This is a genomic window from Pseudoalteromonas maricaloris (assembly GCF_024746855.1).
GTDB classification, from domain to species: Bacteria; Pseudomonadota; Gammaproteobacteria; order Enterobacterales; family Alteromonadaceae; genus Pseudoalteromonas; species Pseudoalteromonas maricaloris.
Genome location: NZ_CP024625.1, coordinates 1,921,888 through 1,942,588, shown reverse-complemented (window position 1 = coordinate 1,942,588; position 20,701 = coordinate 1,921,888). Strand labels below are relative to the sequence as shown.

The window sequence follows — 20,701 nt, the reverse complement described above, 5'->3', positions numbered from 1 at the left end:
CATTGTCTTGCGCGAATTATCGCGGCTCATCCGAGGACTTTCGAATAAGAATCACTATTCTCGCGTGTTACTTGGCTAAGTGCAAGCCTAGAGCTAAAATTAATCTATTAATTTACAAATACTATTTTGGGATTATTCGTGGCCAAAAAGCGTTATCGGTTTGCAACCTTTAATCTACTAAATTTTGCAGCGCCGCCTTATTCTTTTTATCAACTTCATGAGCACTATAATGAAACACAGTGGCAAACCAAAACTCAGTTTATCACGGGACTCATTCAGCATATAAACCCCGATGTCATTGTGTTTCAAGAAGTCTTCTCACCTGATAGCTTACAGATGCTGTGCGAAGACTTAGGTCTTGTTCACTTTGCCACAGTCGATGCGCCAAGTCCTGATCACGTCTACCCATCGGTACTGTTTAAACCCGTGGTCGCTATCGCATCAAAACTACCATTTAAATCCTTTGCGCCGTTAGAGCCCTGCCCCGAATTACTCGAATACCTTAATAATCAACATCAATTTAAATTCAATCGCACCCCGATAAAATGTAAGTTCGACATTCCAGGCTTTGGGTTACTGGCGTGTTATGCCGTGCACTTTAAGTCTCAACGCGTACATTCAATGGCCCACATGCTGGGAGATTCCAATCAAGATGACCCGCTACTTACATTGCTTCACGAAACCGTAGGTACGATGCAGTCGCAGATATCACGTTCACTCGAAGCTTCCATCATTTATTACGATGCATTAAAGACACAAAGGGAGAAACAGGCTGCAACATTGGTGATGGGCGACTTCAATGATGCATTAGACAGCCCGGCATTATCTTTTATGACGCAAGCCTTTCCACCCGTCCTTGCTAGTAATGGCTTTGATAGTGTCGGGTTGTTCGACAGTTTTCTTTACGCTGACAACAACCACAAAAAAAAACCAGCCAGTCATTACTATCAAGGTGAGGGCAATGTACTTGATTACATTCTTTGTTCAAAAGAGTTCAATCCCAACCGAGAAACGCCCAGGGTGAAGTCGTTACATTACTACAGTTACGATGCTCACCTTGATCCAAAGCGTATGGACGAAGATATTTGCTATTCTGACCATGCAGCGATAGCAATAGAAATAACACTGTGAGATAATTCAATTTTTGCATAATCTGGACACGAAAATGAGAACACTTGGGGTTGAAATTTCAGGCAGCGAAGCTCTGCTTTGTATGCTAACGAAAGAAGATGATGTTTTTGATATTAGAGACATTCGTCAGCGCCGCTTTACGTTAAGTAACCAAGGGACAGAACTTGATGAAATGCGCAAGTTCCAATTCGACTTTGCAAAACTAGTAGAAGATTACGGCGTAGATTCTATCGCCATTCGTCAGCGCCCACACAAAGGTAAATTCGCAGGTAGTGCGGCTGGTTTTAAAATGGAAGCTGCAATCCAGTTAATTTCAGGTGTGGACGTGCAGTTACTTTCTGGCACTGAAGTTAAAGAGCAATTAAAAAGAAACCCAATTCCTGTTGACTATGAAGACACTGGGTTGAAAAAGTTTCAAGAGCAAGCTTTCATCAATGCCTATGTTTATATTCTTCGTAAAACATACGGCAAAGAAGAATAATCATATCAAGGGCCAGCAGTTACTTAGCTACTGGCCTTTTTATTTGCATCCACATTTATCTCCCCTGTAAATAATTCAAATATAAAATACTTGTAAAAAATTTGCTTTTATTTGATTCAGCCCTCCGCGCTTTTATGCTATTAATATAACCGTAATAAACCGCAAGGAGTGGATTTAGGTGTTACCTCAACAATATGGAAAAGCCGTTATTTTTTGCGCATGTTCGCTGATATCCGTAACAGCATTAGCAAATTCAAGCGCTAACCCTGCTTCTTTAATCTTTGGTGTTAACTCAGATAAACGTGTGTTTGAAAACACACGGTCACTCGAAAGCCAAATTCCAGTCAAAGGGCATTTAGATAGCAGCTCAGCAAACATTCAATATGCAGCAACCTATCATTCTATCGTCGGCAATTATTTTGAAGCAGAAAAACTCACCTCAGGGGTGATCAATCCAGATATGTTGCTAAACGATTATCGGCTAGTTCCTGCGCTAGAAATCATAGAGCAAAAGGCTGCTGACACGCGTATCACTATGGTAAACGAGGCGTATCATAATGCTAAACACCGAGCGCTAACGATTGCCCTGTTGAAGCCTTTATATGAACAAGGCTATCGCTATCTTGCATTAGAAGCACTCACCCCGCAGGTAAGCGTTGAGCAGCAAATAAATAAACATGGCTTTACAACATACGAACATGGGATCTACACCATGGAAGCGACTTACGCTAGCTTGATATTTGAAGCCAAATCACTTGGCTACGAGATTATTAGTTACGATCACGACTCACAACAAGGTAGAGCCAAAGCCGCGGCTGAACACTTAAAAGAAAAAGTATTTGATAACAATCGTGATGCAAAATTACTCGTTCACCTCGGGTTTTCTCAACTAGATGAGCAAAACCAACTGGCGAGTGAACTCAAACAAACATTGACAATTAATCCACTCACCGTTGATCAGGTTCGCTTATCTGAGGTTCAATCAGTGAGTGGCAATACTCCTTTGCTGCTCGCACGAGTAGCAAGCCAATCTCAGCACTACTCTTCAGATCCGCAACGATTTGATCTTTCTGTAACTTGGCCCAAAACCACGAAAATCAATAATAGGCCAAGCTGGCTTTCCTCAACGTTTGATCTACAACAACAATCACTTGGTGTATGTAAAAAGGTTTTTCCATGCTATTTAGAGCTGTCATTTTTTGTCGATGACGGTAATAAGCTCGTCCCAATCGACAAAATTACAGTAGAAAAACCACATGATCTGGTCTATTTAAAGCACTATTCTACGCCACTGACTTTGAGTAGCTATGATGCTGTCACTGGTGAGCTCATTACACAAAAACTACTCAACCAAAAACAACTATAATCATTCGTGCAAATTGAGCACCAATCTGTGACTCGCGCATTTCATACTATCAAGGTAGACTAGCTTCTGAACAAATTTAGGGATCATCCATGTATCGAGTATTTGAACGCTTTACCAAACCCTTTCCCGAGCAAGAAGTTGGTCAGCCACCACACGGTTTGTTGGCTTTCTGTCGCTTCTATACTAAGGGAATGGAATTACCCTTATTATTTATGTCGCTAAGTGCTGCGATCCTCGCAATTTTGGAAGTAACATTATTTGGCTTTATGGGTGATTTGGTTGACTGGCTCTCCACTTATACACCACAAACTCTATTTGAAGCCAAACAAGCCGAGTTAATCCGAATGTCTGTGATCACGTTAGTGGCGCTGCCACTGTTAGTCTTTTTTCACAGCGCCATTTTGCATCAGAGTTTATTGGGTAATTACCCAATGGCTATTCGCTGGCAGGCACACCGCTACTTGCTAAAGCAGTCTATGACATTCTATCAAGACGAGTTTGCAGGACGTATTGCAACTAAAGTGATGCAAACTGCCCTAGCTGTGCGCGAATCAGTCATGAAACTACTCGATGTACTGGTTTATATTTTAGTGTACTTCACCGCAATGCTCGCGCTTGTTGCAAGCAGTGATATACGTTTGATGATCCCCTTGGTTATTTGGCTTGGCTGCTATATCTGTTTCCAGTTTTATTTTGTTCCTAAACTAAAACGCGTTTCTAGTGAGCAGGCTGACGCGCGCTCAGAAATGACGGGAAGGATAGTTGATAGCTACACCAATATTTCAACCGTAAAGCTTTTCTCTTATACCAAACGAGAAGAAGAATATGCCAAAGACAGCATGGATGTGTTTATTCAACCTGTTTATAAGCAGATGCGCTTAGCAACTAGTTTAAATGTTAGTATTCAGGCCTTAAATTATCTGCTGGTATTTTCCGTTGCCGCTCTTTCAATCTACTTATGGTCATTTAATGCAATAACCGCTGGTGCAATTGCGATTACAGTAGGTTTAGCCTTACGTCTAAATGGCATGGCACAGTGGATAATGTGGGAAATTAGCGGCCTATTCGAAAATATTGGTACCGTTGCAGACGGCATGAACACACTCTCAAGACCACTTGATATTGTTGACCAACAGACAGCGCCACAGTTAGATTTTAAAGCCGGAAAAATCGACTTTTGTAACACTACCTTCGCTTATAAGCGTAAAGATGCAGCGAGACAACATAACGTCATCGACAACCTGAACCTACATATCAAACCCGGGGAGAAAATTGGTGTAGTTGGCCGCTCAGGTGCGGGGAAGTCGACCTTAGTGAACTTATTACTGAGATTCTACGATACCGACGGCGGCAGCATCGAAATAGATGGCCAAAATATTGCGAAAGTAAAACAGGAAAGCTTAAGACGTCATATCGCCATGGTGACGCAAGATACTTCTTTGCTCCATCGCAGCGTGCGTGACAATATTCTTTATGGTCGCCCTGATGCATCAGAAGAAGAATTAATAGCCGCAACAAAAGAAGCGCAGGCTTACGATTTTATCCAAGACTTAGAAGACAGTCACGGTAATACTGGCTTTGACGCACAAGTAGGTGAACGCGGTGTGAAACTATCAGGTGGCCAACGCCAACGTATCGCCATTGCCCGTGTATTACTAAAAAATGCGCCAATTTTAATTTTAGACGAAGCCACTTCAGCCTTGGATTCTGAGGTTGAGCAAGCTATCCAAGAGAGCTTAGATGCACTGATGGAAGGTAAAACCGTTATTGCAATTGCCCATAGGTTATCCACGATTGCACAAATGGACAGATTAATCGTTATGGATGAAGGTCGGATAGTAGAAGAAGGAAGCCATCAATCCTTGCTAGCTTTAGGTGGTATTTACGCCAAACTGTGGTCACATCAAACCGGTGGATTTATTGGCGTTGAGTAACGCCATTACAAAATAGCGAGACCGCCTTTTCAACTAATATATCAAGCTCTGCTTCTGGAAGCGGAGCTTGCCATTTTATCGCGCGTTCCCAATAGCCTAGCTTTTTCAGTGCGCCCCAAAAGTACGCTGCGGCAAAGTCCGCATCAAAACTACCAAGACACCCTGAATTCGCAGCATCTTCGAACCATTGGATCATCGCGGCTTCACAATGACTAAACTTTTCATTTAAATTCTGTGCTTGCTCAAAGCTACGCATCGATTCAATCATCACAATACGCGACAAACGCATATAATCCTCGTCATTCAACAAAGTCATTGCGCTTTTCGCAAGATGTTGCAGTTGCACTGAAAAGTCATAGTTTGGGATAAATTGTATCGCAGTTATCGGCTTAATTCGCTCAATTAACAGCTCAACAACGGCATCAAAGAGCTCGTCTTTGGTCGAGTAATGCTTGTATAACGTGCGCTTTGATACTTCCGCTGATTGACTGATCGACTCCATCGTCGTCGCCTGCAAGCCTTTTTGAGCGAATTCTTCTATCGCTGCACATAAAATTGACTGCTGTTTTGGTGAAAGTTGCGTCATTTACTTATTCTGTCTTTAATTAATAGTGGGAAAAGCGAGCCATTGATAGCTGCTACTCACATGGTCAGTTGTATACCAAGAATCACCTCTCTATACAGAGGTAAGCCTTCTTCGTAATAAATCAACATTCCCTTTATTTTAATCAATAAAGTCGTTAATAAAAAGTACACATGATCGTATACCTAAATTGAAGAAAAGTACACGCAACCGTTTACCTTTTATTTCTTTAAGTATACACTACCGTTTACTTGTTTAATTGTCGAACAAATAGCCTTTACTTTGGTGTGGTTAAGGTATGAAATGAAGTCACTTGACTGATTGCATCCAGTTGAGTGTGCGTTATTAAAGGCAAATTGCAAGGTAGTTCCCCGTCGAAGCCGGGGCAGCATAAAATGATAATATAGGAATTGGAGTGTTCATGTATCCAGCATCAATACGCAGTCGTGTTAAACACCTATCTTTTTTAATGCTCACGTTAGGCACTTTGTCAGCGTGTTCAGAAGCACCACAGCAAGGGGGCCATGCAATGCCACCTGCGCAAGTGAGTGTACAACAAGTTACTACTCAATCAGTACCTTTCGATATCGAACTTCCGGCCACTCTCGCGGGAGATAAAGAAGTCGAAATTCGTTCTCGAGTGTCTGGGATCATCGAATCTCGCAACTTTGAGGAAGGTCAGTTTGTAAAAGCTGGTCATTCATTATTCACCATCGAGCTTAAACCTTTTGAATTAGCGGTAGAAAAAGCGCAGGCAGCACTTCAGGCAGCAAAAGCAAACGTTGATCAAACTAAGCGCGAGAGCGAAAGGCTTGAGCGTTTGAAGAACGAGCGTTCAGTATCAAAGCGCGACTTTGATAACTCAGTATCGGCTTACGATATTGCAGTTGCGAATTTAGAATCTGCAAAAGTCGCGTTGAGTGAAGCTAAGCTGGACCTTGAATATGCCAAAGTTGAAGCACCAGTTTCTGGTATTGTGGGTCGTGAGCTGATGTCAGAAGGCAGCTATGTTTCCGGTCCGAGTGTACTATTAACTGAACTTACCGACATCAGCACCATTCGTGCTCGCTTTGGCTTCTCAGAGCGTGAGCAGCTTACAATGCGCCAAGATGTAGAAAATGGCTCATTGTCATTACCGGAAAACAATGAATTTGATACTACGATTATTCTGCAAGATGGTTCACTGTACGGACAAGCTGGTAAAGTAAACTTTAGCGACGTCCGGGTAAACCGCTTTACGGGTACCAGTGAGTTACAAGCTCGTATTCCTAATGAAAATGGTGAGTTAAGACCGGGTCAGTTTGTGCGAGTTAAGCTCTCTGGTGCGGTACGCAATAATGCCGTTGTACTTCCACAAAGAGCGGTACTAGACAATGGTACGGGGAAATTTGTCTACATTGCTACCAAAAATGAACAAGGTGCAACCGTAGCCCTACCTGCGCCAGTCAAAGTTGGTGAATGGGTCAAGCTTAATAATGAGAATATGTGGGTTATTCGCGAAGGCTTAAAAGAAGGTCAACCTGTCATCGTTGAAGGTATGGCGAGGATCTTCTTCCCTGGTATGCCAGTGTCTGTGAGCGAGCAAGGGGAATAATCTGATGTTCTCCAAATATTTCATAAACAGGCCTATTTTTGCCTTTGTTATCTCTATCGTGATAGTGCTTGCCGGGCTTGCTGCTATGCGCAGTTTGCCTGTTGCACAGTATCCCGAAATTGCACCACCTCAAGTTGAGGTACGCGCGGTATACCCTGGTGCATCAGCAGATGTATTAGAACAAACTGTTGCAACCCCTATAGAAAACGCGATCACCGGTGTTGAAGGCATGATGTACATGACATCAACCAGTACGAACTCTGGCGTAACGACGATCGCAGTTACTTTTGAGATTGGAACGGATGTTGATCAAGCTGCCGTAGATGTAAATAACCGGGTGAAGCAAGTAGAAGCTCGTCTCCCTGAAGAAACTAGACGCCAAGGCGTGGTGGTTCAAAAGACATCTTCTAACTTCTTACAAGTACACGCATTCTATTCGCCAGATGGTACTCGAGAAAGTCTCTGGACATCTAACTACGTCACCATGAATATCCTTGACCGCGTCAAACGCATTCCTGGTACGACTAACGTGCAGATTTTCGGTGCTAAAGACTATGCCATGCGTATTTGGTTGCGCCCGGATATTATGAGTCAACTGCAAGTCACAGCTGACGATATTGCGGGTGCAATTAGAGAGCAAAACTCTCAGTATGCAGCGGGTAGTATTGGTGCAACACCGACATCTCAAGACGCGCAATCGCTCGTTTATAGTGTCACCGCGAAAGGACGTTTATCGACGGCTGAAGAGTTCGAAAATATCATCGTTCGTGCAAACCCTGATGGCTCAACACTGCGCCTTAAGGATGTTGCTCGCGTAGAGCTTGGTTCTAAAGACTATAACTTCCAAGGTACTATTAACGGTAAGGAAGCGGTATTACTCGGTGTATTCTTACAACCGGGCGCGAATGCGCTTGACGTGGCTAAAGCAGTAGAGGCTGAAATTGAACAGATCAAACCTCAGTTCCCTACAGGTCTCGCTCACGTTAACTCTTACGACACCACACGCTTTGTAGAAGTCTCAATTCGAGAAGTGTTAAAAACGCTTGGTGAAGCAATGATCTTGGTATTCTTAGTGGTTTACCTGTTCTTGCAAAACTGGCGTGCAACGCTAATTCCAACGCTTGCAGTTCCGGTCTCGTTACTTGGTACATTTGCAGGTCTCTATATGCTCGGTTACTCGATTAACACGCTTACGCTGTTCGGCATGGTGTTATCGATTGGTATCGTGGTAGATGACGCCATCGTAGTACTTGAGAATGTCGAGCGGATTATGCATGAGCAAGGCTTGCAGGCTAGAGAAGCAGCGGTTAAAGCGATGCAAGAAGTAAGCGGCCCCGTAGTCGCGATTGTATTGGTATTGTGTTCGGTGTTTGTACCTATCGCTTTCCTGGGTGGGTTAACAGGCGAACTATTCCGCCAATTTGCGATCACAATCTCCATCTCTGTAAGTTTATCCGGTGTGGTTGCACTGACAATGACGCCTGCACTTTGTGTATTGCTGCTTAAGCACGAGCACAAACAAGATGCCAAGTTTTTCTTGTGGTTCAATGACTGGTTCCATCGTGTAACCGGACGCTATGTTGGCACGGTTAGCTTTATGGTTCGCCGTGGTTTTGTAGGCCTAACATTGATGGTAGCGATGATTGGTGCAACGGTATTCCTGTGGCAAAAAACACCAAGCTCTTTGGTACCAGACGAAGACCAAGGTTACTACATGATAGCGGTGTTTTTGCCTGACGGCTCTTCATTAGAGCGCACCGCTAAAGTGGCCGATGAAGTGATAGCTGCTGCAAAGTCTAACCCTGCTAACGAAAACGTCGTGGCGTTTACGGGAATGGACTTCATCGGTGGTGGCTTCAAAAACAGCGCGGCGACTATGTTCGTGACACAAACACATTGGGATGAACGCGATGTGTCAGCGAAGGAACTAGTTGGTGAGCTATTTATGAAAACCGCGCATATTAACGAAGCATTAGTGCTGGCGTTTAACCCACCGCCAATTTTCGGCTTGGGTACAACAGGCGGATTTGAAGTCTTCTTGCAAAATAAAGGCGGCTCTGATCCCGCTAAATTGAAGCAAGGCATGCAGATGATCATGGCCGAGGCGCAGAAGAGCCCAATCCTTACAGGCATTCAAACGCTATGGCGTCCTGATGCACCGCAGCTAAAGGTACATATGGATCGTGAACAAGCGCGTGCCATGGGGGTTAATATCAATTCTGCGTTTAACGCACTTGCAGCAAATTTAGGTAATTACTACGTCAACGACTTCAATAAGTTTGGCCGTGCATGGCAGGTGATTATGTCCGCAGAAGCCGAGTTTAGAATGACACCGGAAGATGTAGGCCGCATTTATGTGAAAAACAATCGTGGCGAAATGGTACCAATTTCTGCATTTACGGATGTTGAGTATAGTCGCGGTCCGGAAACCATGAATCGTTACAATAACTTATCTGCAGTTAAGTTAATGGGCGAAGCAGCACCTGGCTACAGCTCAGGTCAAGCTATCGCGGAGTTTGAGCGTATCGCCAACAAAGTACTACCACCAGATATGACTTTCGAGTGGACGGGTTCCGCGTTCCAAGAAAAGCAAAACTCTGGCACAACTGGTATTGCACTCGGTATGGCCGTGATCATGGTATTTTTGATCCTCGCAGCACTTTATGAGCGCTGGTCATTGCCATTCTCGGTTATGTTAGCGCTACCATTTGGTACTTTCGGTGCCTTGGTCTCAATCTGGATTGCTGGGCTGACCAACGACGTTTACTTCCAAATCGGTTTGGTTACCCTACTGGGCCTTGCAAGTAAAAATGCCATTCTTATTGTCGAGTACGCGCTAATGAAATATCAAGAAGGATGGAGTCCAGCAACCGCAGCCCTTGAAGCAGCGAGACTGCGTTTTAGACCTATTATCATGACTTCACTTGCTTTCATACTTGGCGTAGTTCCGCTGGTTATGAGTTCTGGAGCTGGAGCAGGAGCAAGACACAGTGTGGGTACTGGCGTAATGGGTGGTATGCTCTCGGCTACCTTCCTTGCAGTATTCTTCTTGCCCCTGTTCTTTTACTGGCTAATGGCAAGACGGATGTCAGAGAAGCGTTCTAAGCAAGAACTTTCAGATGAAATCGCGAAGCATCATAAAGATGAGCATGTCGATACAGATGAAGGATTAGCTTAATAACATCCCTTAAGTTAAACCACAAAACGCCTGAATTTTCAGGCGTTTTTTATATGTCTGATAAAGCTACTACCACCTTTCCACTACCTTGCCATTACACACTTTATCACTAGCCATTAGTCGTAATTTCATGCTTTTCGTCCAATTGCACTTGATTTTGTCGACAATTAGGTTATCACTGATAAAGCATAATGATAAAAACTAGAGATCAACAGCAAGGACAAGATATGACGACCGAGAGCCAATTAATAAAAGCAGGTGCACTTACAAAGAGTTACTTCAAAGGCCCCCAAGTAGCACCGCTCACTCAACTCACCATAGGGCAATATCTAGAAAATATTGTCGACAATTATCCAGAAAGAGAAGCCATTGTTGTCTCTCATCAATCAGTTCGCTTAAATTATCGTGAGTATCTGGCAAAAATAAATCAACTTGCCGCAAGCCTTTTAGCTGTGGGGATCAAACCGGGGGATAGAGTTGGGATTTGGTCTCCGAACAACCTTGAATGGAGTCTAGTGCAATTCGCAACTGCTAAAATTGGTGTAATTATGGTGTGTATTAACCCCGCCTATCGCCCAAGCGAACTTGAATACGTGCTAAACAATGTTGAGTGTAAGATGTTAGTTATGGCGAAGTCTTTTAAACATAGCCATTACGTTGACATGATTAGAGAGCTGGCACCAGAATCCTACGACTGCATGTTTGGCGAATTATCTTCACAGCGCCTTCCCTCACTCAAACAGATTGTGCTGATTGACGAGGATATTGAACCGGGTCTAATGAATTTCAGCACTTTGTTATCTAAAGCTAATGATGCCCACTATCTTGAGGCAAATGCGATTGCAGCCAACCTAAATGCCTGTGACGCTATCAATATTCAATTTACTTCAGGTACTACTGGCAATCCAAAAGGCGCCACCCTCACCCACAGTAATATCCTCAATAACGGATTACTCGTCGCCAATGCTATGAAGCTCACAGAGCAAGACAAGCTTTGTATTCCCGTGCCGCTTTATCATTGTTTTGGTATGGTACTCGGTAATCTCGTTTGTATTAGTAAAGGTGCGTGCGCCGTATTCCCTAACGATAGCTTTGATCCGCTTGTCACCTTAGAAGTTGTTGAACGAGAAAAATGCACCGGGCTTCACGGTGTACCAACAATGTTTATCGCACAATTAGAACACTCAGACTTTACGCAGTTTGATTTATCTTCGCTGCGCACTGGGGTGATGGCAGGTTCCACCTGTCCAGAAAAGGTCATGCGCCAAGTACAAACCCAAATGCATATGACCGATGTACTCATTGGTTACGGGCAAACCGAGTGCAGCCCAATCAATAATATTACCGAGATCGATTCGCCTGTAGAAAAACGCGTGCAGACTGTTGGTCGTGCTATGCCACATACCGAGGTCAAAATTATTGACGAGCTAGGACATATTGCCCCAATTGGTACGCCTGGTGAAGTATGTGCCCGAGGATATTGTGTAATGAAAGGCTATTGGCAAGACCCAGAAAAAACGGCGGCGACCATAGATGACGACGGCTGGCTACACTCTGGCGATTTAGGGGTAATGGACGACGAAGGGTTCGTTAGCATCGTCGGCCGCATAAAAGACATGATCATTCGCGGTGGCGAGAATATTTACCCCAGAGAAATTGAGGAAGTGCTTTATCATCATCATGATATTCAAGACGCCGCTGTATTTGGGATCAAAGACGAAAAATATGGTGAGGAAGTATGTGTTTGGGTTCAACTTAAGCCCGGGCACTATATTTCGGAAGAAGATATTCGTGTATTTTTAAAAGATAAACTCGCCTATTTCAAAGTGCCAAAATACATCAAATTGGTTGATGCCTATCCGATGACGGTAACGGGTAAGCTCCAAAAGTTTAAAATGAGAGATCAAATGGAGCAAGAGTTACATCAAACAGCCTAATTTGCGTTCGACATCCTTGATGCCACGCAAATGAGTGTTGCGTGGCAAATCAAATAATCCTCTAAAACTCAATTCTCCCAATACTCTCCTTAGTTAGCCTACAAAGAGTAGGAAGTTCGGTTTAATTAACACACATAAAAGCAATAAATTATTATCATTTTGTTTAACACCTATCGACTTTTGTACCCAAAAGATATAAAACAGTTTTGTTTCCATATACAGGACAATAACAATATGTTTAAATTATCAACAGTTGCCAGTCTTCTGGCATTAAGCTTTACAACGGGTGCAATGGCACAAATATCCTATCTTGAAGACACACGCGACCAAATTAGTATTCAAGATTATAGTTATGAACAAAAAGCGCTTGTAGCTGAGCAAGCAAAACTATTACTTGACGGTTTATACGTCAATAAATATGCCAAAAACCTGTACTACGGTCTTTCTCCGGCCGGACACTTAGACCCTGTCGTTGCAGTAGACGACTTAATCAATAACATGGGAAATCTAAGTTCTTCTCAATTTCATCAGCAGCTGCAAAAGATCTTCTTATCTCAGCGAGATTTTCATTTGGACTATAACTACCCGGCACCAATGAAAAACTTTGTTTCTTTTGTGCCAGTTCATTTTGCACAAACCGTCAATACAGATGGCAGCAAGGAAGTACGCGTAAACCGTATCTGGCAAAACTACACCGTACTTGCACCAGATACATCAACGGTTTCTTTAGGTGATAAAGTCATTGCATACAACGGCCAAGCAGTAACGGATGTAGTAAACAACACACTATTCCAAGGCGGTGGGGCTAATCCAGATGGCGGGTTTGTTGGTGCGTTAAATAACTTGACTATCAAATCACATAATAAACAGATGCCGCCACAAAATGACGCGCTAACGCTTACTTTGGAATCTTACGAAACGGGCGAAATATATAGTGTTAACTTGCCTTGGTTGGTTTACAACGGAAATCCGACTACACAAGCGAATACAGAGGATAATGCAGCGCAGTTTACGCAAAGTATTAACTATGAATTTGCTACATTTAAAGAGTTAGAAGCTGCAGCACAAGATAGTGCTTTTGCCCTAGCAGCCAATGCCACTGCTGAGCCGACGGTAACATGGAATAAAGTACAAGTAGACGGCGAGTCAGTCGGCTATATTAAGATTGCCTCTTTTTCACCTAAAAATGGAACTAACACTGCCCTTGTTGCCATCATAGATATCTTAGATAACCAGCTAAGTGACACGAAAGCACTTATTATTGATGTTAGAAGCAACCCTGGTGGTAATATTCTATATAACGACTATTTACTACAACTGTTTACACCAAAACGTGTTACTCCGTCTCATGTACGTTTTATCAACACACCTGAGAACCACCATATTCTAAATAATTCCCTGTTCGGTACTTACCTAAGTGATAATTGGCACCAAGTATTAGCTGACGTACAAGGCACCAATGAACAATACTCTGCTGCAACCTCATTCATGACAAAAGATGCAGCGAACCAGATTGGGCAGGCATATTATGGTAACGTGGGGGTTTGGGCAAACGCTAACACCTACTCTGCAGGTGATATGTTCACATGTGGTATGCAAGATAACGGTATTGCAACCGTATTTGGACAGCACGAACGTACTGGTGCAGGTGGCGCAAACGTAATTGAGCACGATTTATTTGTACAGTACGTGGGTGCACCATATCAAGCGCTACCTTATGATCAAAGTATGCGGGTGTCGTGGCGTCAGTCGGTACGTCAAGGTCATCACATCAATGCGCTCATTGAGGACTACGGCTGTGTTGCCAATGAAGTTGTCAGTTATAACGTTGAAGACATATTCGATGGTGATACTCAAGATTTCAATACGATCGCTCGTAAGTTACTCGCAAAACCTACAGCGCGTGCAACGGTAGCATTTAATTCAGATAGATTTGCGTCGGTTGCTGAAACTAACGGAGTGTATAATTTTGATGTAACCAACACAGAATACGTAGACGTATACATTGATGGCACTAAAGTAAAACGTATTTCTGCATTTGCGTATGGTACTCAAGCTAAAACGATTAGCTATACATTACCAAGTAACGTAACGACTGGTACGGTGCAGTTTGTTGGGTTAGATAGTGGTAAAACACGTTTATGGAATTCAACGAGGTTTTTCTAATACTTTAGCTACCATTAATTTCTAAATTTGCAGCGGATGAAACCGCTGCATTTCAACAGTCTGTATAATTCACGTAGCGCTTACATCACTCTGAAAACTTTGCTCAGTAAAACTCACATCCCCCGCCGACAACATTTATAACAGATTGTTTTTATTTCACTTTTATTTTGGTTCATTTATTGCTGTTAATTTCTAAATTTTATATGAAGGAAACGAGCAATGACGAAGTGTCCATTAACGACCACCGCAGGTAATCCAATCGCCGATAATCAAAATAGTTTGACCGCAGGCCCTCGAGGCCCCTTATTGGTTGAAGATTACCAGTTAATCGAAAAGCTGGCGCATCAAAATAGAGAGCGTATACCAGAGCGTACCGTGCATGCTAAGGGATGGGGTGCGTTTGGAACATTTACGGTAACAAACGATATAAGCCGATATACCAAGGCTAATCTATTTGCTGAGGTTGGTAAGCAAACCGACATTCTGATGCGCTTTTCAACGGTAGCCGGAGAAAAAGGGGCTGCGGATGCGGAGCGTGACGTAAGAGGTTTCTCAATAAAGTTTTACACTGAAGAAGGAAACTGGGATTTAGTTGGTAATAATACCCCCGTATTTTTTGTCCGTGATCCGTATAAATTCCCAGATTTTATTCACACCCAAAAGCGCCACCCAAAAACCAACTTGCGTTCCAACACCGCGCAATGGGATTTTTGGTCACTGTCGCCAGAAAGCCTGCATCAAGTATTAATTTTAATGTCTGACCGTGGCTTGCCAACGGATGTGAGACACATGAGCGGCTATGGCTCACATACCTTTAGTTTGATTAACGAAGACAACCAAAGAGTTTGGGTGAAGTTTCATATGAAAACCCAACAAGGCCACCAGCATCATACCGATGAAGAGTCAAAATCAGTAATTGGCGAAAGCAGAGAGAGTTTTCAAGAGGACTTGCTTGAGGCTATAGAGCGCGGAAATTATCCGAAATGGGATATGAAAATTCAGGTGATGACTGAAGCACAAGCAAAACAGTTCCGACACAATCCGTTTGATTTAACCAAAGTCTGGCCGCATGGCGACTTTCCACTCATCGATGTTGGCACACTCGAATTAAATCGCGTACCAGACAATTATTTTGCAGAGATAGAACAAGCTGCATTTAGTCCGTCTAACGTGGTGCCTGGAATTGGATTTTCTCCCGATAAAATGTTGCAAGCACGCATTTTCTCCTATGCCGATGCTCACCGCTACCGACTCGGTACGCATTATGAGGCATTACCTGTTAATCGCCCAAAATGCCCTGTGCATCATTACCACAAAGACGGTGCAATGCGGTTCTTTAACAATGAACCCGGTGGTAACGAAGATGCTTACTACGAGCCTAATTCGATGGGAGGCCTAAAAGAGAGCCCAGAGTATAAACGCCCTGCTCTTGAGCTTGAAGGAATGGCGGATAGATACGACCACCGCAAAGACAATGATGATTTTTCACAGCCTCGTGCTCTATATTGCCTATTTGATGATGCCCAAAAGCAGCGCTTGTACGGCAACATAGCGCGCGCTATGGCGGGTGTACCTGAGCATATCATTGAACGCCAACTTGGGTTATTTAAATCTGTTCACGAAGAACTTGAAGCCGGTGTTAGAACGACACTAGATCAATAAAGAAACTATCCAATCTGAACAAAAAGCTAGCACCTGAAGTGCTAGCTTTTAAAGCTGCTAAATTTGTGACCATGCCTTTTTGGTTCCAAGCGCGTAAGCCCCACCTATTACTAAGCAAATTGAGGAACTCACCAACCAAAACGTCATGCTGTTATCTGGGATCGTTGGCATGATAAAAACAAACCCAATTCCCCTTATTAAAAAGATTGCACTTATTACACACAAAGCGACTTTCATCAAAGGTAATTGTCGGATCCGTTTCGCCCCTGAAAACGCGTAGCATGACCAGAGCAGTAAAATCGTAGCGATAACGGCAGTGATAAGGTGAGGGTAAATAAGCCCTTGATCGGCCATAGTAGCCATTTCCTCGCCAGCACCAAAAAAGCGATACCAAGGCGCGCCAAAGATAATGCAGCCAATGTGCGCCACTGCCGCAATGGCTGTACACACACCCGCGAAGAGTAAAAAGTAGTTGGTCGTTTGAGTTTGCGCGTTCAAGTTCATTTCCCTATATTGTCAATTTGCTTGAGTATCGCTGCTCTGCCTTTGCCTGTCGATAGATATGCGTTTAGCAGAAAATGAGGCTAACAAAATAAATTTGTGAAGCTTGTTATTTGTAGGTCGTGATTTATCACGACAAAAGATTTCCGCTGCCTAAAATACGGCATTAAAACCAAAAAGATCGCGGGGTGAACCCGCTCCCACCCGATATGGGTCAGTGCAATATCAACGCTATGCTTTAGGCGCAACGAGGGGCAGATCAAACTGCACCATTAGACCACCTTTCTCGCGATTAAATAGCTTAAGTTGTCCACCGTGGGCAATGGCGACTTCATTACAAATACTCAGTCCTATGCCTGTGCCACTGGGTTTGGTAGAAAAGAATGGCAGTACTGCTTTTGCTAACTTTTCTTCTTCCATCCCTGCGCCTCTATCCACGACTACAACGATCAGGCGTTGATAATCAACCAGCAGTTTAACGCCTATTTCATCTATCTTAGATCCCGACTCATGGGCGTTTTTAACTAAATTAATCATCACCTGCTCTATCTGTATGGGATCGAAAAAGGCGCACTCAACAGAAAGTGGAGCCAGCAAAGTAAAGTCATAAAGCTTACCAACGGTATCAAGTAAGGGCTGCAAGGGTTGCTCTGTAATATTAGGCGCGGGCAACCTCGCAAACTCGCTATATTTAGCGACAAACTCACTCAAGTTTTCGGTGCGGCGATTAATGGTTGCCAGCATTTCAGGCAACAGTTGAATAAGAGCGTGGTTTTGCTCTTCAGCACTGCGCTCAACAATTGTATTTGCGGAGTTAGTCAGTGAAGAAATAGGCGCTAATGAATTATTGAGTTCATGACTGATAAGACGGATGGCATTTTTCCAAAGCCCTACTTCTTGACGGCTCATTTCGCTTGATAGATTTTGACACATAAGCAACACGTGCGGCTGGTGGTTGAGTGTTATGCTCTGCCTTGAAAAGTAATAGCTTTGCTTTTCATCATTGGCTTGAAAGGTCACAAACCCGGATTCTTTTTGTAGCAAAATAGTTTGCAGTTTAGGATCTGCATTTGCGATGGCATGATGAAGCACAAGGCCACTTAACGACTTTTTGTTATTAAGTAATTTTCCTGCTTTATCATTAGCGTATACCACTTGATCAAATTGGTTTAGTAATAAAATAGATACCGGTGACACCTGCAAAATGGTATCAAGTAGTAACTCCCTTTGGCTGGTGGCGTGGCGCTGCTTTTTTAGTGTTGTCGATAAACGATTATATTCCAAAATTAAATCAGACATTTCTATGCTTTCAAAATGTGTAATTTGAACTGAGAAGTCTTGATCTTTAAAACTGCGGATCCCGTCCGTTAAGCAATCTATGATCCGCTGTTGGCGAGAGAAAAAGTAACTGATACCGACAACGCCTACTACCGCCGCAACAAGCAGCCCCACCGGAATTGACAGAGTAATTGGTATTGCAAATGAAACTGCTAGCCATAAAATAGCCGCAAACACCAATAGTGATACAAACAGGCATGCAGACACCGCTGCTTGAAGAGACACCGTCATTTTAAACCAAACTTCTCCATTCTCCGGTATAGTGCTTGCCGACTTAATCCAAGCTTTCTTGCGGCTTTACTGACTACGCCATCAGCGCTGTCTAATGCAGCTTCGATATCTGCTTGTGTATATTCAAGCGGCTCTACATGTTGTGGTGTTTGAATTGCTAAATGCTCACACTCAATTTCTTGCCCGGGGCTCAGCAACACAGCACGGCCTATGGTGTTTTCAAGCTCCCTGACATTTCCAGGCCAAGTATGATGCTTTAACTGCTTCATTGCTGCGTTACTCAAACTCTTATTGCTAGGTAAAAAGTGATCCACTAACACGGCAATATCTTCTTTTCGCTCAGATAGTGGCGGCAATTTAAGCTCAATCATATTGATCCGATAATACAAGTCTTCTCTAAAACTACCTGCGCGAATGGCCTCTGGTAAATTACTGTTAGTGGCACTGATCACCCTAACATTTACCCTTTTCGTGACCGTGCTGCCAACGCGTTCAAACTCACCACTTTGTAAAACCCTTAGTAACTTTTGCTGACCTGTCAAAGACAAGTTGCCGATTTCATCCAAAAACAAGGTGCCTCCATCAGCTGCTTCAAAGCGCCCAGCCCTCGATTTTTGTGCGCCTGTATAAGCACCACTTTCAACCCCAAATAACTCGGCCTCAATGAGGTCCGCCGGAATGGCCCCCGCATTCACTTTAATAAAGGGTTTATGTTTATAGCTGCTATTGGCTTGCACAATTTCTGCAATTTTCTCTTTTCCAGCGCCGTTTGGTCCTGTGATCAGAATTGGCGCATCGGAGTGCGCAACCTGAGTCGCCATTTCAAGCAAGCTCAACATGGCCGGATCGGCAACCACCACACCACACAGGTCGTATTGCGCTTTTAGCTTTTGTAATCTGGCATTGCGCTGATTAGCAGCGCTACTTACTTGCTCTTGTAGTTCTCGCATTTCGAGCAAGTTTTTCACTGAGGTGACGAGTTTATGATCTTTCCAAGGTTTAGCTAAGTAGTCTGCCGCACCATCTTTAATAAGCTCCACCGCCATTTCAAGATTCGTCCAAGCGGTCAGTAAGATGATGGGTAAGTCTGGCTCTAAATCTCGAATGGCTTTATACAGGGCTTTACCTTCCGCGCCGCTGGTGGTGTCTCGGGTAAAGTTCATATCTTGAATAACTAAGTCGAACTGTTTGCTACGAACCTTCTCTAGGCCCAGCTGCGGAGAGGTAACACCTTCACACGGAATATCATTGAGCAACAAAAGGACTTTAATGGCTTGAATTACATCCGGATTATCGTCAATTACCAATACACTCATGAACGCTTTTGATCCTAATTTGTAGATTTAGCCCCTTTCGGGGCTTTGTTGTTTTTATTATTAACTGGATTTAGTTACTTGTGCCGGCGACACTTTCGCAGCTTCTTTGGCAGGCAGGTACACTGCCAATGTACTCACAAGCCAAGTAAAAATAGCTACCCCAACCAATAACGGGATCTCTACCACACTTTGCACGCGAACATTATTCATCAAAAAATAGTAAAGCAAAATCGAGAGACCAAAGCCTAGCACTAAACCGATAAAGACTAAAATTGTATTTTCTTTAATTAAAGACCACATCACTTTGCCTTTAGATGCACCTAACGCACGAAGAACACCATGATCTTTCTTTCTTAGGCTAACAGAAAAACTGACAAGTGCGATAATACCAAGCGCGGTGACCACGCATGCTATGATGCTTATACCTGCCATGGTGAGTGCAAAGGTGCTACGGCCATCCCACAAACGTTTTTTTGCTCTGGCAACAAACTCTACACGCTCAACCATTCGTCCGTTGGTGTGATAAAGTGCCGTTTCAACTTCTTCTAGCACTCGCTCAGACACGCCTTTTTCAACTCTGACTAAATAATTTGCCCGTTGACGGTTACCCCAAATAACCTCAGGTACAACCCCCGAATTGTAGGGTTGTTGATTGTATGTTGCGCCTTCTCCAAGCATTTTACCTTTATAAACACCAACTACTTGATGTGGAATGCGTTGTCTTGAAATATACACCGTCTGTCCAAGAGCAGAGTCATCACCAAATAAGGACGTGGCAAGGTCGTCACTTATCATAATAACGCCTGCATTTTTTGTTGCCTCATCACCTTTGATAAATTCACTGGCATAAAATCTACGCCCCTCAACGAGCTCAAGTCCAAGTACATCTACCCCTTTTTCATCTAAGCCAAAGTAGCCGAACACGCTGTAATCCGTTTCTGGTTGAGTATCTTTAAAAATAGTCCATCCAGGGCCTAAGCTGTTTAATACCAGCTCTCTACCAGCATAAGATGCGGCAACGACCCCAGGCACATTTTCAATCGCTTGAATATCCTTTTCTATAAGCGATTGCACGTCTACCGAGGTATCAAATACACGCGTCGTTACATTGAGAATTTGTTGCTCTTCCAACTTTGAAGGAATTAACCAGTTTTGCAGCGTTGCATAGCTGATAAACGCGGTATTGCTGACAATCATCACAGTGATCGCGATCTGTAGAATGATTAACAGTGCAATACTTTTTTGTTTTAAGATCAGTTTTAAAATATGTTTAATCGCCATAC

Annotated in this window: 14 protein-coding genes; 9 read left to right on the top strand and 5 right to left on the bottom strand. The window is 43.4% G+C overall.

Going from position 1 to position 20,701, the window contains the following annotated elements:
• The first annotated feature begins 138 nt into the window (after window positions 1–138).
• From CTT31_RS08385 to CTT31_RS08370, 4 genes are all read left to right on the top strand, one after another.
• A complete protein-coding gene (locus CTT31_RS08385; protein WP_260492345.1) occupies window positions 139–1,131 on the top strand; it encodes an endonuclease/exonuclease/phosphatase family protein in 993 nt (330 codons plus the stop codon).
• A gap of 34 nt (window positions 1,132–1,165) precedes the next feature.
• Window positions 1,166–1,612 (top strand): DUF3010 family protein, encoded by a 447-nt coding sequence (locus CTT31_RS08380; RefSeq protein WP_010604871.1) that lies wholly within the window; start codon window positions 1,166–1,168, stop codon window positions 1,610–1,612.
• Window positions 1,613–1,790: 178 nt separating this feature from the next.
• Window positions 1,791–2,978: a hypothetical protein gene (locus CTT31_RS08375; protein WP_260492344.1), complete on the top strand. Its 1,188-nt coding sequence runs from the start codon at window positions 1,791–1,793 to the stop codon at window positions 2,976–2,978.
• 89 nt (window positions 2,979–3,067) lie between these two features.
• The gene (locus tag CTT31_RS08370) at window positions 3,068–4,912 is read left to right on the top strand and encodes an ABC transporter ATP-binding protein (protein ID WP_211859789.1); all 1,845 of its coding nucleotides are present in this window, start codon (window positions 3,068–3,070) and stop codon (window positions 4,910–4,912) included.
• Here the strand turns inward: CTT31_RS08370 and CTT31_RS08365 are convergent.
• Window positions 4,896–5,498 (bottom strand): TetR/AcrR family transcriptional regulator, encoded by a 603-nt coding sequence (locus tag CTT31_RS08365; RefSeq protein WP_010604874.1) that lies wholly within the window; start codon window positions 5,496–5,498, stop codon window positions 4,896–4,898. The genes CTT31_RS08370 and CTT31_RS08365 overlap by 17 nt on opposite strands.
• 418 nt (window positions 5,499–5,916) lie before the next feature.
• On the opposite strand from CTT31_RS08365, the gene CTT31_RS08360 reads away from it, so the two are divergent.
• The 5 genes from CTT31_RS08360 (at window position 5,917) to CTT31_RS08340 (ending at window position 16,032) form a co-directional block, all read left to right on the top strand.
• The gene (locus CTT31_RS08360) at window positions 5,917–7,089 is read left to right on the top strand and encodes an efflux RND transporter periplasmic adaptor subunit (protein ID WP_039495769.1); all 1,173 of its coding nucleotides are present in this window, start codon (window positions 5,917–5,919) and stop codon (window positions 7,087–7,089) included.
• Between the two features lie 4 nt (window positions 7,090–7,093).
• Entirely contained in the window at window positions 7,094–10,267 is a 3,174-nt protein-coding gene (locus CTT31_RS08355) for an efflux RND transporter permease subunit (protein ID WP_211859788.1), read from the top strand.
• Window positions 10,268–10,494: 227 nt separating this feature from the next.
• On the top strand, window positions 10,495–12,204 hold the full coding sequence (locus CTT31_RS08350) for an AMP-binding protein (RefSeq protein ID WP_260492343.1): 1,710 nt from the start codon (window positions 10,495–10,497) through the stop codon (window positions 12,202–12,204).
• A 234-nt stretch (window positions 12,205–12,438) separates the two neighbouring features.
• Complete coding sequence (locus CTT31_RS08345; RefSeq protein ID WP_260492342.1) at window positions 12,439–14,370, top strand: S41 family peptidase; 1,932 nt, start codon at window positions 12,439–12,441, stop codon at window positions 14,368–14,370.
• 219 nt (window positions 14,371–14,589) lie between these two features.
• Window positions 14,590–16,032: a catalase gene (locus tag CTT31_RS08340; protein WP_260492341.1), complete on the top strand. Its 1,443-nt coding sequence runs from the start codon at window positions 14,590–14,592 to the stop codon at window positions 16,030–16,032.
• Window positions 16,033–16,089: 57 nt separating this feature from the next.
• Here CTT31_RS08340 and CTT31_RS08335 read toward each other — a convergent pair whose 3' ends face one another.
• From CTT31_RS08335 to CTT31_RS08320, 4 genes are all read right to left on the bottom strand, one after another.
• Entirely contained in the window at window positions 16,090–16,536 is a 447-nt protein-coding gene (locus CTT31_RS08335) for a hypothetical protein (protein WP_211859784.1), read from the bottom strand.
• Between the two features lie 228 nt (window positions 16,537–16,764).
• Window positions 16,765–18,102 (bottom strand): sensor histidine kinase, encoded by a 1,338-nt coding sequence (locus CTT31_RS08330; protein ID WP_260492340.1) that lies wholly within the window; start codon window positions 18,100–18,102, stop codon window positions 16,765–16,767.
• A complete protein-coding gene (locus tag CTT31_RS08325; RefSeq protein WP_260492339.1) occupies window positions 18,099–19,418 on the bottom strand; it encodes a sigma-54-dependent transcriptional regulator in 1,320 nt (439 codons plus the stop codon). Before CTT31_RS08325 ends, CTT31_RS08330 begins: the two co-directional genes overlap by 4 nt.
• Before the next feature lie 60 nt (window positions 19,419–19,478).
• Complete coding sequence (locus CTT31_RS08320) at window positions 19,479–20,699, bottom strand: ABC transporter permease (protein ID WP_017217287.1); 1,221 nt, start codon at window positions 20,697–20,699, stop codon at window positions 19,479–19,481.
• Window positions 20,700–20,701: the final 2 nt, after the last annotated feature.

What these genes read in the sequence shown, in the direction of transcription:
- CTT31_RS08335 (WP_211859784.1), bottom strand. Translation starts at nt 16,536, where the DNA reads ATGAACTTGAACGCGCAAACTCAAACGACCAACTACTTTTTACTCTTC.
- CTT31_RS08370 (WP_211859789.1), top strand. Translation starts at nt 3,068, where the DNA reads ATGTATCGAGTATTTGAACGCTTTACCAAACCCTTTCCCGAGCAAGAA.
- CTT31_RS08345 (WP_260492342.1), top strand. Translation starts at nt 12,439, where the DNA reads ATGTTTAAATTATCAACAGTTGCCAGTCTTCTGGCATTAAGCTTTACA.
- CTT31_RS08325 (WP_260492339.1), bottom strand. Translation starts at nt 19,418, where the DNA reads ATGAGTGTATTGGTAATTGACGATAATCCGGATGTAATTCAAGCCATT.
- CTT31_RS08365 (WP_010604874.1), bottom strand. Translation starts at nt 5,498, where the DNA reads ATGACGCAACTTTCACCAAAACAGCAGTCAATTTTATGTGCAGCGATA.
- CTT31_RS08320 (WP_017217287.1), bottom strand. Translation starts at nt 20,699, where the DNA reads ATGGCGATTAAACATATTTTAAAACTGATCTTAAAACAAAAAAGTATT.
- CTT31_RS08360 (WP_039495769.1), top strand. Translation starts at nt 5,917, where the DNA reads ATGTATCCAGCATCAATACGCAGTCGTGTTAAACACCTATCTTTTTTA.
- CTT31_RS08340 (WP_260492341.1), top strand. Translation starts at nt 14,590, where the DNA reads ATGACGAAGTGTCCATTAACGACCACCGCAGGTAATCCAATCGCCGAT.
- CTT31_RS08350 (WP_260492343.1), top strand. Translation starts at nt 10,495, where the DNA reads ATGACGACCGAGAGCCAATTAATAAAAGCAGGTGCACTTACAAAGAGT.
- CTT31_RS08380 (WP_010604871.1), top strand. Translation starts at nt 1,166, where the DNA reads ATGAGAACACTTGGGGTTGAAATTTCAGGCAGCGAAGCTCTGCTTTGT.
- CTT31_RS08330 (WP_260492340.1), bottom strand. Translation starts at nt 18,102, where the DNA reads ATGACGGTGTCTCTTCAAGCAGCGGTGTCTGCATGCCTGTTTGTATCA.
- CTT31_RS08355 (WP_211859788.1), top strand. Translation starts at nt 7,094, where the DNA reads ATGTTCTCCAAATATTTCATAAACAGGCCTATTTTTGCCTTTGTTATC.